Raw genomic sequence first — 12,975 nt, 5'->3', positions numbered from 1 at the left:
GACATAGCGAATGCCGCGCGCGGATCATTGCCGCGCGCGGCTCCCCCACCCGATACACCGAACAGAAGAGCACCTTATGGGCAAGGCAACCGGTTTTCTGGAGTTCGAACGCCGCCACGAGGCGTACGAAGCACCGCTCACGCGCGTGAAGCACTACAAGGAATTCGTCGCGGCGCTGACCGACGCGGACGCGAAGGTCCAGGGCGCGCGCTGCATGGACTGCGGCATCCCGTTCTGCAACAACGGCTGCCCGGTCAACAACATCATCCCGGACTTCAACGATCTCGTTTACCGCCAGGACTGGCAGCAGGCGATCGAAGTCCTGCATTCGACCAACAACTTTCCGGAGTTCACGGGCCGCATCTGCCCGGCGCCGTGCGAGGCAGCCTGCACGCTCGGGATCAACAACGATCCGGTCGGCATCAAGTCGATCGAGCACGCGATCATCGACAAGGCCTGGGCGGAAGGCTGGGTGAAGCCGCTGCCGGCCGAGCACAAGACGGGCAAGAAGGTCGCGATCGTCGGTTCGGGCCCGGCGGGCCTCGCGGCCGCGCAGCAACTTGCGCGCGCCGGCCACGACGTGACGGTGTTCGAGAAGAACGATCGCATCGGCGGCCTGCTGCGTTACGGGATCCCCGATTTCAAGCTCGAGAAGTGGCTGATCGACCGCCGCATGCGCCAGATGGAAGCGGAAGGCGTGACCTTCCGCACCAGCGTGTTCATCGGCAAGGATCCGCTGCCCGAGTCGATCGGCAATCTCGCGAAGGAAACCATTTCGCCGGAGACGCTGAAGGAAGAATTCGACGCGGTCGTGATCGCGGGCGGCTCGGAAACGCCGCGCGACCTGCCGGTACCGGGCCGCGAGCTCGCCGGCGTGCATTTCGCGATGGACTTCCTGCCGCAGCAGAACCGGGTGAACGCGGGCGACAAGCTCGTCGACCAGCTCGTCGCGAAGGGCAAGCACGTGATCGTGATCGGCGGCGGCGATACGGGTTCGGACTGCGTCGGCACGTCGAACCGTCACGGCGCGAAGCAGGTCACGCAGTTCGAGCTGCTGCCGCAGCCGCCCGAAGAGGAAAACAAGCCGCTCGTGTGGCCGTACTGGCCGATCAAGCTGCGCACGTCGTCGTCGCACGAGGAAGGCTGCCAGCGTGACTGGGCGGTCGCGACGAAGCGTCTCGAAGGCAAGAACGGCAAGGTCGAGAAGCTGATCGCGGTGCGCGTCGAGTGGAAGGACGGCAAGATGCAGGAAGTGCCGGGCTCCGAGTTCGAGATGAAGGCCGATCTGGTGCTGCTCGCGATGGGCTTCACACAGCCGGCAGCCCCCGTGCTCGAGGCGTTCGGCGTCGCGAAGGATGCACGCGGCAACGCGCGCGCGGCGACCGAAGGCGACCGCTCGTACTACACGTCGGTCGACAAGGTGTTCGCGGCGGGCGACATGCGCCGCGGCCAGTCGCTCGTCGTCTGGGCGATCCGCGAAGGCCGCCAGTGCGCGCGCTCGGTCGACGCGTACCTGATGGGGCATTCGGAACTGCCGCGCTAAGCAAAAGCGCGCGAGCGGATTTCGAAGAAAGCCGGGCGTCCGAAAGGGCGCCCGGTTTTTTTATGCGGCGAGCGCCGCGAATGGCCGACCTCGCTGCACGCCTTCGGCGCCCGCTCGTGTCGATGAGCATCCGCATCTTCATTCAGCATCGCCTAACCTGATCGCATCGGGCGCCGATATTGCGTTATCTCTAAACTTTCATTTTGTAATAATCCTTGAAAACTGTCATATCATGTCGCCCCCGGCCGTGTTCTGCGGCCGTGTATATGACCCCTTTTACAAGGACTCTGAATGGAAGCATTCGTGCATGGGCTGATCGACGCCGTCAACGGCGTGCTGTGGAATTACGTGCTGATCGCGCTGCTGCTCGGCGCCGGCGCGTGGTTCACGTTGCGGTTCCGGATGATCCAACTGAAGGCGCTGTTTCTCAGCATCAAGCTGGTCGGCAGCAAGGGCGAACCGGGCAGCATCTCGTCGTTCCAGGCGTTCGCGACCGGGCTCGCGAGCCGCGTGGGCACCGGCAACATCGCCGGTGTCGCGGTCGCGCTGACGGTCGGCGGGCCGGGCGCGATCTTCTGGATGTGGATGACGGCGCTCGTCGGGATGTCGTCGGCGTTCGTCGAGGCGACGCTCGCGCAGATCTTCAAGGTTTCGCATCCGGACGGCAGCTATCGCGGCGGCCCCGCGTACTACATCCAGACGGGCCTGCGCTCGCGCGGCTTCGGCGTGCTGTTCTCGCTGTCGCTGATCCTCGCGTTCGGCTTCGTGTTCAACGCAGTGCAGGCCAATGCGATCGCCGACGCGTTCAACACGTCGTTCGGCTGGAGCCGCGAATCGGTCGGCCTCGGCCTCGTGCTGCTCACCGCGCCGCTCATCTTCGGCGGGATTCGCCGCATCGCGTCGGTCGCCCAGGTGATCGTGCCGGTGATGGCGATCGGCTATCTCGCGCTGGCCGTCTATGCGGTCGCGACGCACGTCGCGCTGGTGCCGGAAGTGCTCGCGCTGATCGTGAAGAGCGCGTTCGGGCTCGAGCAGGCGGCAGGCGGCCTGACCGGCTACGCGATCAGTCAGGCAGTGTCGATGGGCGTGAAGCGCGGGTTGTTCTCGAACGAGGCCGGCATGGGCAGCGCACCGAACGCGGCCGCGACCGCGAGCGTGCGGCATCCGGTCGTGCAGGGGCTGATCCAGATGCTCGGCGTGTTCGTCGACACGATCGTGATCTGCAGCGCGACCGCGTTCGTGATCCTGCTGTCGGGCCAGTACGAGCTCGGCACCGGCATGGAAGGCGCGGCGCTCACGCAGCGCGCGATCGCGAGCCACGTCGGCGACTGGGGCGGCATCTACATGGCCGTCGCGATCTTCTTCTTCGCGTACTCGTCGGTGATCGGCAATTACGCGTACGCGGAAGGCAACGTCGACTTCATCACGAAGCGGCGCGGCGTGCTGCCGCTGTTCCGCATCGCGGTGCTCGGCATGGTGATGTTCGGCAGCGTCGGGCAACTGCCGCTCGTGTGGGCGATGGCCGATACGAGCATGGGCCTGATGGCGATCATCAACCTGGTCGCGATTCTCGCACTCGGCAAGTATGCGCATGCCGCGTGGCGCGACTACCGCCAGCAGCGCGCGCAGGGCATTGCCGATCCGGTGTTTACGCGCAACACGATTCCCGAGCTCGCGCGCGTGCTGCCGGCCGACGTGTGGGGCGAGCACGGCCCGTTGCCGCAGCGTCCGGCGTCGGTCGATGCGGTGGCCGAAGCGCGCGTGACGGTGCGCGAGTCATGAACGGCGACCGGCTCCGTGCGTTCGTCGCGCTGATGCCCGATGCGGCATCGCGCGACGCGCTGCACGCGTTGCCGGTCACCCGAGGCGCGCGGCGCACGCTGCCCGCGCAACTGCACGTGACGCTCGCGTTCATCGGTGCAATCGAACGCGCGCGTTGCGATGCGCTGGCCGCGCGCCTGCCGGCGCTCGCGGCCGCGCATGCGCTGCCGTTGCAGCCGGTCGAGCGCATTGCGTGGTGGCCGAGCCTGCCGCGCGCGAGACTGATCGTCGCGGAACTCGCGCCCGATCCCGCCTGCGCGGCGCTGAATGCCGATTTGTCCGCGCTGCTGTGCGAACTGGGCGTGCCGGCCGAGCGCCGGCCGTTCAGGCCGCACGTCACGCTCGCGCGGCTGCCGCGCGACGCGGACGGGCAGCCCGCGCACGGCGGCGCGACGGGGCGGCCGGTTGCGCTGCGTTTCGTCGCGCTGACGTTGTTCGAAAGCCGGCTGTCGCACGACGGCGTGTCGCATGTGCCGATCGTGTCGGTGCCGGTCGGGCCGGCGTAGCGGGAAGGCGGGAGCGACGAGGAAGAGAAGAAGGCCGGCGCGGTATGCGCCGGCCTTTTGCTTGGCGGTTACGCGGCGACCTTGTCGCTGTCGTTCACACGTTCGACGTTGATCGTGCCGACGTGGAACGCGGCAAGCGATTCGCGATGCGCGATGCTGACGATCGCGGCCTTCGGCAGCCGTTCGGCGAACAGGTGATAGAGGCGCGCTTCGTTGTCGGCATCGAGCGCGCTGGTCGCTTCGTCGAGGAACAGGAAGTCCGGCTTGTGCAGCAGCACGCGCGCGCCGGCCAGACGCTGCTGTTCGCCCGGCGACAGCACGCGCGTCCAGTGGCCGGTCTCGTCGAGGCGCCCGACGTAGTCTTCGAGGCGGCACGCACGCAGCGCGTCGCGGCACGCGTCGTCGGTGAACGCGTCGGGCGTGGCCGGGTAGGTGAGCGCGGCCTTCAGCGTGCCGATCGGCAAATAGCTGGTTTGCGGCACGAACATCATCCGTGCGCCGACCGGCGCGTCGATCGCGCCGTCGCCGAACGGCCACAGGCCCGCGAGCGCGCGCATGAACGTGCTCTTGCCGGAGCCGGACTTGCCGATCACCAGCCAGCGCGAGCCGGGCTCGATCGTCACGTTGCCGATGTTGGCGAGCGCGTCGCCGTTCGGCAGCGCGAGTTTCAGCGACGACGTCGACAGCTTCGCGGCATCGACGTAGTGCAGGTTGATGCCGCCGTGCTCGGTCGCGGGCGACAGGCTTTCCTTCAGGTGCGACGTGCCCATCACGCGCTTGAATTCACGCAGACGGTTGACGGTCGCGCGCCATTCGACGAGGGTCGAGTAACTGTTGATGAACCACGAGAACGAGTCGCTGACGGTGCCGAACGCGGACGCAATCTGCATCAGCACGCCGAACGAGAACGCGCCCGCGAAATAGCGCGGCGCCGCGACGACGAGCGGGAAGATGATCGCGATCTGCCCGTAGAAGCTGAGCACGAACGTGAGGCGCTTCGTGTACTTCATCACGCGCCACCAGTTGTCGCGAATGCGCATGAACAGCGCCTGCGCGGTGCCGATCTCGGTTTTCTCGCCGTCGTAGAACGCGATCTGCTCGGCGTTCTCGCGCACGCGGATCAGGCCGAAGCGGAAGTCGGCCTCGACGCGCTGTTGCTGGTAGTTGATCGACACGAGCGGGTGACCGACCTTCTGGATGAGCAGCGAACCGACCACCGCATATAGTGCGGCCGCCCAGACCATGTACCCGGGGATCGCGACAGGCGTAGCACCCAGCGTAATCGTCAGCGCGCCCGCGAGCGACCACAGGATCGTGATGAACGACACGAGCGTGACGACCGTCGACAGCAGGTCGAGCGACAACGTGAGCGTCGTCGTCGCGAACGACTGGAGGTCGTCGGTGATCCGCTGATCGGGGTTGTCGGCGAGGCGGTCGCGCTCGATCCGGTAGAACGCGCGATCGCCGAGCCATTGGCCGAGGAAGCGCTCGGTGAGCCACTGGCGCCAGCGGAACCCGAGCATCTGGCGCAGGTAACGGCCGTACACGGCGAGGATGATGAACGCGAACGCGAATCCCGAGAACTGCATCAACAGGTCGGGGAAATCGTGAACGTTCTTCGATTGCAGCGCGTTGTAGAACCCCACGTTCCACTTGTTCAGCTTCACGTTGATCCAGACCACGCAGAGATTGATCGCGATGATCGTGATCAGCAGCCCCCACGCGATTTTCCATTCGGACGACACCCAGTAGGGCTTGATGAGGCTCCATGCGGATACCGGGCGCTCGTCCTGCGGCGCGTCGGGGGCGGAGCGGACGGGATCGATCGATTGGGTCATGTGCTTCCTGATGAGTTGCCGGCGCGCGGGCCGGGCGGAGCCGGACGCGCGCCGCGATACGGCATGCCGGGACGAGGTGCCGACTGACGGCGGGCGTCCGGATGGTGGCCCGCGCGTCTTAAACGGCACTTAAGGCCGGCGGTGACGCGGCAACCGGCCGCTCGCGCGGCCGGCCTGCGGGCATTGTGCCAGAGCGGCGCGGCGCGACGGCGAATTTGCCGCAGGGGGACAGTTTGCGGCGCTTTCCGCTTTTATGGTCTAATGGCCGACGACGAAACAGGGGTGCTTCGAGCGCGGCCGACGGACAGTTCCGGGCGACGCGGCGAGGCTGAGAAAGACCCTTCGCACCCGATCCGGGTAATACCGGCGAGGGAAGTTTCTGATCCCGCCGGGCCGCGCCGGCCGCCATCCCACATGGCCAGCGCCCGAGTTCCGCCCGGCCGGCCTTTGCTGCCGGTTTCGTCCTTTGGGTACGCGCGCTGCGCGTTACGGAAGGAATGATGACCGCTCAATCTTCAGTCTTTTGCGCTGTTCCCGATTCGCTGTCGCGTGCATCCGCACGGCGCGCCGCGTGCGCGTCGACGTGCGTCGCACGCGCACGCGCGGCTCGGCGGGAGGGCGCGCGATGAACCTTCACGCTTGCCGGCCGGATTTCGCGGTACTCGGCGGCGGCCTCGTCGGCCGCTTGATCGCCTGGCGGCTCGCGGGCGACGGGCATCGCGTCGCGCTCTACGAGCGCGGCGGCCCGGATGGCGAGCGGTCGGCCGCGTGGGTCGCGGCCGCGATGCTCGCGCCGCTGGCCGAGGCGGCGAGCGCCGAGCTGCTGATCACCGAACTCGGCGCCGCATCGCTCGCGCGCTGGCCGCAATGGCTCGCGGAACTGCCCGAACCGGTGTTCTTCCAGCAGCACGGCACGCTCGTCGTCTGGCATCACGCGGATCGCGCCGAGGCGCCGCTGTTCGAGCGTCGCGTGCGCGCGAACGCGCCGGCCGAGCTGTTCGACGGTGGCTTCGTCGCATTGGCCGGCGCGCAGGTCGACGCGGCCGAGCCCGCGCTCGCGGGGCGTTTCGCGCGCGGCCTGATGCTGCCGCGCGAAGGGCAGCTCGACAATCGCCAGGCGCTGCGTGCACTCGCGGCGGGCCTTGCGCAACGCGGCGTCGAACTGTACTGGCACGCGACGATCGACGACGCGAACCGGCCCGACGCGCATTTCACGATCGATTGCCGCGGGCTCGGCGCGAAATCGGTGCTGCCCGCGCTGCGCGGCATCCGCGGCGAAGTCGCGCGCGTGCGCGCACCGGGCATCGGGCTCACGCGGCCCGTGCGGTTGCTGCATCCGCGTTATCCCCTCTACATCGCGCCGAAACAGGACGACCTGTACGTGATCGGCGCGACCGAAGTGGAGGGCGAGGACATGTCGCCCGTCAGCGTGCGCTCGGCGCTCGAACTGTTGAGCGCGGCGTTTTCCGTGCATCCCGCGTTCGGCGAGGCGCGCATTCTCGAACTGAATGCGCAATGCCGCCCGACGCTGCCCGATCATCGCCCGGCGGTGATCTGGGACGGCGCGACGACGCTGGCCGTCAACGGCCTGTACCGGCACGGCTTCATGATCGCGCCGGAAGTCGCGCATGCGGCGGCAGCGTTCGCGCAAGCCACGCTCGGCGGCGCGTTCGCCGATGCCGACGCGTTCGCCGCGTGGCGCGATGCCGCGCGCTGGCCGACGCTCCTTCATCACCGCGACGACGCGCGCCAGCCGGCCTGACGCGCGCTGCCCACCGAATTCGATCGAGTCTCATGGATATCCAGATCAATCAACACACGCTGACGCTGCCCGACGGCGCGACGGTGGCCGACGCGCTCGCCGCGTACGGCGCGCGTCCGCCGTACGCGGTCGCGCTGAACGGCAACTTCGTCGCGCGCACGCAGCATGCGGCGCGCGCACTCGCGGCGGGCGACAAGCTCGACGTCGTGCACCCCGTCGCGGGCGGCTGAGCGCCGCCGCTTCGCCTCCGCTCTTCCAGGAAAACGACATGACGTCCCTCACTTCCGCCGACGCGCTGACGCTGTACGGCGAAACCTTCGCAAGCCGCGTGCTGCTCGGCACGTCGCGTTACCCGTCGCTGCAGTCGCTGTCCGATTCGATCGCCGCGTCGCGCCCCGGCATGGTGACGGTCGCGCTGCGCCGCCAGATGAACGGCGGCACCGCCGAGGCCGGCTTTTTCGACCTGCTCAAGCGTCACGCGGTGCCGCTGCTGCCGAACACGGCCGGCTGCCAGACCGTTGCCGAGGCGGTGACGACCGCGCACATGGCCCGCGAGGTGTTCGACACCGACTGGATCAAGCTCGAGCTGATCGGCGACGATTACACGCTGCAGCCCGACCCGGTCGGACTGATCGAGGCGGCCGCGCAACTGGTCAAGGATGGTTTCAAGGTGCTGCCGTACTGCACCGAGGATCTCGTGATCGGCCGGCGCCTGCTCGATGTCGGTTGCGAGGCGCTGATGCCCTGGGGCGCGCCGATCGGCACCGGCAAGGGCGTCGTGAATCCGTACGGGCTGCGCGTGCTGCGCGAGCGGCTGCCGGACGTGCCGTTGATCGTCGACGCCGGGCTCGGCGTACCGTCGCACGCGTGCCAGGTGATGGAATGGGGATTCGACGGCGTGCTGCTGAACACCGCCGTGTCGCAGGCCACGCATCCGGAAATCATGGCGCGTGCGTTCGCGCAGGGCGTCGAGGCCGGCCGTGCGGCTTATCTCGCCGGGCCGATGGATGCGCGCGAGACCGCGCATGCGAGCACGCCGGTCGTTGGAATGCCGTTCTGGCACCAGGACGGGGGCGGCGCATGAGCGCGCGCTTCGCCGATGCATTCTGGCCGCCGGCCGACGAACTGGCCGAAGCGGCCGAGCGGATTCGCGCACGCCTGGGCGACTGGCCGACCGGCACCGCGGCGTGGCGCCTGTGCGTCGCGGCGCCCGACGTACCGGCCGCCGGCGACGTGCTGATCGTGTCGGCCGGCGATCGTGCCGCGCAGGCGCGCGCGTCGGCGGCATCGCGCCCTGCGTCGCCGGACGCGGTCGCGATCGAGTTCGACGAGCACGGCGCTGCGCTGCATGCCGCGGGCGTGCGCTACGCGCTGGAGGCCGCGCATCCGCTCGCCGACGACTGGATCGCGGCGCTGGCGGCGTTCCTCGATTGCGGTTTCGAGCCGATCGACGCGCTGGTGCTCGCGCTCGCGTGGCGGGACGGCGATGAAGCGCGCGGTACCGACGCGTGGCCGGTGGAGGCCGCGCGGTTCCCGCGCATCGCGGGCCTGCCGGCCGCGCCCGAACCCGCATTCCCGCCGTGCCCCGCGCAACTGGGCCTCTATCCGGTCGTCCCCGACGCCGAATGGGTCGAACGCGTGCTCGAGTGCGGCGCGCGAACCGTGCAGCTGCGCGTGAAAGGCGCGACCCCGGATGCGTTGCGCCGGGAAATCGCGCGCGCGGTCGCCGCAGGGCGCCGATATCACGATGCACGCGTGTTCATCAACGATCACTGGCAGATCGCGATCGAAGAGGGTGCGTACGGCGTACATCTCGGTCAGGAGGATCTGGAAACGGCGGATCTGGCCGCGATCGCGCGCGCCGGATTGCGGCTCGGCCTGTCGAGTCACGGTTATTACGAGATGTTGCGCGCGTTGCACGAGCGGCCGAGCTATCTTGCGCTCGGCCCCGTGTACGCGACCGCGACCAAGGCCGTCGCGGCGCCGCCCCAGGGCCTCGCGCGAATTGCCCGCTATGCGCGCTTCGCGGGCGCGCGGGCGCCGCTCGTCGCGATCGGCGGCGTCGGGCTCGACGCGCTGCCGGACGTGCTGGCGACGGGCGTCGGCAGTGTCGCGGTGGTCAGCGCGGTCACGGGCGCAGACGATTATCGGGCAGCGATTGTTGCGTTGCAGCAATGCTTTGCCCGACAATTTGACAATCGTTGACCGCGGGGTTCGAAACGGCGTCACGACATCATTCCAATGCAGGCCCTATAATTCGGCGTTCTGCGTAAAAGGACTGTCAGCTCCGTGAGCCCCACTCCTACCGACACACTGCTGGAACTTCGCGACGTCGACTTTGGCTACGGCGACCGCCTCGTCCTGTCGAACCTGAACATGTGCTTCGGGCGCGGCCAGGTCGTCGCCGTCATGGGCGGGTCGGGTTGCGGCAAGACGACCGTGCTGCGTCTGATCGGCGGCCTGGTGCGCGCGCGGCGCGGCCAGGTGCTGTTCGACGGCGCCGACGTCGGCGCGCAGACGCGCGACGGCCTGTACGCGCTGCGCCGCAAGATGGGCATGCTGTTCCAGTTCGGCGCGCTGTTTACCGACATGTCGGTGTTCGAGAACGTCGCGTTCGCGCTGCGCGAACACACCGACCTGCCGGAAGACCTGATCCGCGACCTGGTGCTGATGAAGCTCAACGCGGTGGGCCTGCGCGGCGCGCGCGACCTGATGCCGTCCGAGGTGTCCGGCGGGATGGCACGCCGGATCGCGCTTGCACGCGCGATCGCGCTCGATCCGCAGCTCATCATGTACGACGAACCGTTCGCGGGCCTCGATCCGATCTCGCTCGGCATCACGGCAAACCTGATCCGCACGCTGAACGAGGCGCTCGGCGCGACGTCGATCCTCGTCACGCACGACGTGCCGGAATCGTTCGCGATCGCCGATTACGTGTATTTTCTGGCCAATGGCGGCGTGCTCGCGCAGGGTACGCCCGACGAGCTGCGCGCGTCGACCGACCCGAGCGTGCGCCAGTTCATCGACGGCGCGCCGGACGGCCCGTTCAAATTTCATTACACGAGCCCGCCGCTGGCTGCGGATTTCGGGCTCGGCGGAGGGCGCGCATGATCAGCGCGATCGGACGTTACGTCATCGGCGGCCTCGAGCGCGCGGGCTACGGCACGCGGCTGTTCGTGCGCCTCGTGCTGGAATTCTTCCCGCTGCTGCGCCGGCCGCGGCTCGTCACGAAACAGATCCACTTCCTCGGCAACTATTCGTTCGTGATCATTGCCGTGTCGGGCCTGTTCGTCGGCTTCGTGCTCGGCCTGCAGGGCTATTACACGCTGAATCGCTACGGGTCCGAGCAGGCGCTCGGCCTGCTGGTCGCGCTGTCGCTGGTGCGCGAGCTCGGCCCGGTCGTGACCGCGCTGCTGTTCGCGGGACGCGCCGGCACGTCGCTCACGGCCGAGATCGGCCTGATGAAGGCGGGCGAGCAGCTCACCGCACTCGAAATGATGGCCGTCGACCCGATCAAGACGGTGATCGCGCCGCGCCTGTGGGCCGGCATCATCGCGATGCCGCTGCTCGCGGCGATCTTCAACGCGGTCGGCGTGCTCGGCGGATATTTCGTCGGGGTCGTGCTGATCGGCGTCGATCCGGGCGCGTTCTGGTCGCAGATGCAGGGCGGGGTCGAGGTGTGGGCCGACGTCGGCAACGGCGTGATCAAGAGCATCGTGTTCGGGTTCGCCGTGACCTTCATTGCACTGTTTCAAGGGTATGAAGCGAAGCCCACGCCCGAGGGCGTGTCGCGCGCGACGACCAAGACGGTCGTGTTCGCGTCGCTCGCCGTACTCGGCCTCGATTTCCTGCTGACCGCGCTGATGTTCAGCTAAGCCTCAGCCAAGCCAAATTTTGGGATGAAGATGAAAAAGACTGCTCTCGACTTCTGGGTCGGCCTGTTCGTGGTGGTGGGCTTCCTTGCGGTGCTGTTCCTGGCGCTCAAGGTCGGCAACATGAGTTCGCTGTCGTTTCAGCCGACCTACTCGGTGAGGATGAAGTTCGACAACATCGGCGGGCTCAAGCCGCGCGCCGCCGTGAAGAGCGCGGGCGTCGTGGTCGGCCGCGTGAAGTCGATCGGCTTCGACACGAACACGTACCAGGCGGTCGTCACGATCGACGTCGACGGCCAGTACCAGTTCCCGAAGGATTCGTCGGCGAAGATCCTGACGTCCGGCCTGCTCGGCGAGCAGTACATCGGCCTCGATCCGGGCGGCGACACCGAAATGCTGAAGGCCGGCGATACGATCACGATGACGCAGTCGGCGATCGTGCTCGAGAACCTGATCGGCCAGTTCCTGTACAGCAAGGCGGCCGACGCGGGCGGCGCGAAGCCTGCAGGCGGCGCATCCGCGGCGCCGGGCGCACCCGCCGCACCGGCTCCGGTGGCGGTGCCGGCGTCCGCGGTGTCCGGTTCGGCGGCCCAATAACCACACGAGAGAAAGACAAGAGGGTAATGACCATGCAGACGATCCGCATCAGGCACGCCGCGCTCGCGGTGGCGGCAGTCGCCGCGTTGAGCGGTTGCGCGACCGTGCAGACGCCGACCAAGGGCGATCCGCTCGAAGGCTTCAACCGGACGATGTACAAGTTCAACGACACGGTCGACACGTACGCGCTGAAGCCGGTCGCGAAGGGCTACCAGTACGTGGTGCCGCAGCCGGTGCGCGACAGCGTGACCAACTTCTTCTCGAACATCGGCGACGTCTACATCGCCGCGAACAACATCGTGCAGCTGCGAATCGCGGACGGTGTCGGCGACATCATGCGCGTGGTGATCAACACGGTGTTCGGCGTCGGCGGCCTGTTCGACGTCGCGACGATCGCGAAACTGCCGAAGCACACGGCCGACTTCGGGATCACGATGGGCCGCTACGGCATGCCGTCGGGCCCGTATCTGGTGCTGCCGCTGCTCGGCCCGAGCACGCTGCGCGACACGGCCGGCCTCGGTGTCGACTACGTGGGCAATCCGCTCACGTACGTGAAGCCGGACGGCCTGAGCTGGGGCCTGTTCGGCGTGAACCTCGTCAATACGCGCGCGAATCTGCTCGGCGCCGGCGACGTGCTGGATGCCGCGGCGCTCGACAAGTATTCGTTCGTGCGCAACGCCTACCTGCAGCGCCGCCAGATGCTGATCGACAACGCGCGCGGCGAGGCGTCGACGGCGTCGAACAACGATGCGCTGCCGAAGTACGACCTGCCGGACGACGGCGCGGCACCGGCGGCAGCCGGCGCGGCCGGAACGGCAGGCGCGGCGGCGGTCGGCGGCGCGACGGCACCGGCCGGTGCATCGGGCGCGGCCGTTGCTGCGCCGGCATCGGGCGGCGCCGAAGCACCGAACCCGGCCAGCGCGACGAACGTGCCGGCAATGCAGATGACGCCGCCCGCACCGGGCGGGATTCGTTTCCCTAGCATCAAGCTGCACTGACCGACTTACATTCGTTACAGCCGGAAACGATTCAGTCG

The 12,975-nt window shown here is 68.1% G+C and carries 12 protein-coding genes and 1 riboswitch; of the genes, 11 read left to right on the top strand and 1 reads right to left on the bottom strand.

Translation table 11 applies throughout. The features are described 5' to 3' along the window. Positions 1-76: 76 nt before the first annotated feature. From HW466_RS24550 to thpR, 3 genes are all read left to right on the top strand, one after another. On the top strand, positions 77-1,543 hold the full coding sequence (locus tag HW466_RS24550) for a glutamate synthase subunit beta (protein WP_059449827.1): 1,467 nt from the start codon (positions 77-79) through the stop codon (positions 1,541-1,543). A gap of 291 nt (positions 1,544-1,834) precedes the next feature. Continuing rightward, entirely contained in the window at positions 1,835-3,325 is a 1,491-nt protein-coding gene (locus HW466_RS24545) for an alanine/glycine:cation symporter family protein (RefSeq protein WP_059449826.1), read from the top strand. Continuing rightward, positions 3,322-3,870, top strand: a complete 549-nt coding sequence (thpR, locus tag HW466_RS24540; protein ID WP_060348873.1) for an RNA 2',3'-cyclic phosphodiesterase — start codon at positions 3,322-3,324, stop codon at positions 3,868-3,870. Before HW466_RS24545 ends, thpR begins: the two co-directional genes overlap by 4 nt. 68 nt (positions 3,871-3,938) lie before the next feature. Here thpR and HW466_RS24535 read toward each other — a convergent pair whose 3' ends face one another. After that, positions 3,939-5,708 (bottom strand): ABC transporter ATP-binding protein/permease, encoded by a 1,770-nt coding sequence (locus HW466_RS24535; RefSeq protein ID WP_151006720.1) that lies wholly within the window; start codon positions 5,706-5,708, stop codon positions 3,939-3,941. Between the two features lie 268 nt (positions 5,709-5,976). Then, positions 5,977-6,100, top strand: a riboswitch (TPP riboswitch). Between the two features lie 233 nt (positions 6,101-6,333). On the opposite strand from HW466_RS24535, the gene HW466_RS24530 reads away from it, so the two are divergent. From HW466_RS24530 to HW466_RS24495, 8 genes are all read left to right on the top strand, one after another. After that, positions 6,334-7,470, top strand: coding sequence for an FAD-dependent oxidoreductase (locus HW466_RS24530; protein ID WP_174905653.1), 1,137 nt, complete (start codon positions 6,334-6,336; stop codon positions 7,468-7,470). A gap of 32 nt (positions 7,471-7,502) precedes the next feature. Beyond that, the gene (thiS, locus tag HW466_RS24525) at positions 7,503-7,700 is read left to right on the top strand and encodes a sulfur carrier protein ThiS (RefSeq protein ID WP_174905652.1); all 198 of its coding nucleotides are present in this window, start codon (positions 7,503-7,505) and stop codon (positions 7,698-7,700) included. Between the two features lie 38 nt (positions 7,701-7,738). Continuing rightward, positions 7,739-8,554 carry a thiazole synthase gene (locus HW466_RS24520; protein ID WP_151007234.1) on the top strand — a complete coding sequence of 272 codons (816 nt, stop codon included), beginning with the start codon at positions 7,739-7,741 and terminating at the stop codon, positions 8,552-8,554. After that, entirely contained in the window at positions 8,551-9,675 is a 1,125-nt protein-coding gene (thiE, locus tag HW466_RS24515; RefSeq protein WP_174905651.1) for a thiamine phosphate synthase, read from the top strand. Before HW466_RS24520 ends, thiE begins: the two co-directional genes overlap by 4 nt. A gap of 84 nt (positions 9,676-9,759) precedes the next feature. Continuing rightward, a complete protein-coding gene (locus HW466_RS24510) occupies positions 9,760-10,581 on the top strand; it encodes an ABC transporter ATP-binding protein (RefSeq protein WP_151006834.1) in 822 nt (273 codons plus the stop codon). After that, positions 10,578-11,345 (top strand): lipid asymmetry maintenance ABC transporter permease subunit MlaE, encoded by a 768-nt coding sequence (gene mlaE, locus HW466_RS24505; RefSeq protein ID WP_059449820.1) that lies wholly within the window; start codon positions 10,578-10,580, stop codon positions 11,343-11,345. The genes HW466_RS24510 and mlaE overlap by 4 nt, the downstream gene beginning before the upstream one ends. Positions 11,346-11,369: 24 nt before the next feature. Next, positions 11,370-11,939 (top strand): outer membrane lipid asymmetry maintenance protein MlaD, encoded by a 570-nt coding sequence (gene mlaD / locus HW466_RS24500; protein ID WP_060348872.1) that lies wholly within the window; start codon positions 11,370-11,372, stop codon positions 11,937-11,939. A 32-nt stretch (positions 11,940-11,971) separates the two neighbouring features. Further along, positions 11,972-12,937 (top strand): MlaA family lipoprotein, encoded by a 966-nt coding sequence (locus HW466_RS24495; protein WP_059799574.1) that lies wholly within the window; start codon positions 11,972-11,974, stop codon positions 12,935-12,937. The last annotated feature ends 38 nt before the right edge of the window (positions 12,938-12,975 follow it).

Source organism: Burkholderia territorii, assembly GCF_902833055.1.
Lineage (GTDB): Bacteria > Pseudomonadota > Gammaproteobacteria > Burkholderiales > Burkholderiaceae > Burkholderia > Burkholderia territorii.
The sequence above is the reverse complement of the archived record's forward strand: the minus strand, read 5'-3'. Positions and strand labels throughout refer to the sequence as shown.

What these genes read in the sequence shown, in the direction of transcription:
- HW466_RS24550 (WP_059449827.1), top strand. Translation starts at nt 77, where the DNA reads ATGGGCAAGGCAACCGGTTTTCTGGAGTTCGAACGCCGCCACGAGGCG.
- HW466_RS24545 (WP_059449826.1), top strand. Translation starts at nt 1,835, where the DNA reads ATGGAAGCATTCGTGCATGGGCTGATCGACGCCGTCAACGGCGTGCTG.
- thpR (WP_060348873.1), top strand. Translation starts at nt 3,322, where the DNA reads ATGAACGGCGACCGGCTCCGTGCGTTCGTCGCGCTGATGCCCGATGCG.
- HW466_RS24535 (WP_151006720.1), bottom strand. Translation starts at nt 5,708, where the DNA reads ATGACCCAATCGATCGATCCCGTCCGCTCCGCCCCCGACGCGCCGCAG.
- HW466_RS24530 (WP_174905653.1), top strand. Translation starts at nt 6,334, where the DNA reads ATGAACCTTCACGCTTGCCGGCCGGATTTCGCGGTACTCGGCGGCGGC.
- thiS (WP_174905652.1), top strand. Translation starts at nt 7,503, where the DNA reads ATGGATATCCAGATCAATCAACACACGCTGACGCTGCCCGACGGCGCG.
- HW466_RS24520 (WP_151007234.1), top strand. Translation starts at nt 7,739, where the DNA reads ATGACGTCCCTCACTTCCGCCGACGCGCTGACGCTGTACGGCGAAACC.
- thiE (WP_174905651.1), top strand. Translation starts at nt 8,551, where the DNA reads ATGAGCGCGCGCTTCGCCGATGCATTCTGGCCGCCGGCCGACGAACTG.
- mlaE (WP_059449820.1), top strand. Translation starts at nt 10,578, where the DNA reads ATGATCAGCGCGATCGGACGTTACGTCATCGGCGGCCTCGAGCGCGCG.
- mlaD (WP_060348872.1), top strand. Translation starts at nt 11,370, where the DNA reads ATGAAGATGAAAAAGACTGCTCTCGACTTCTGGGTCGGCCTGTTCGTG.
- HW466_RS24495 (WP_059799574.1), top strand. Translation starts at nt 11,972, where the DNA reads ATGCAGACGATCCGCATCAGGCACGCCGCGCTCGCGGTGGCGGCAGTC.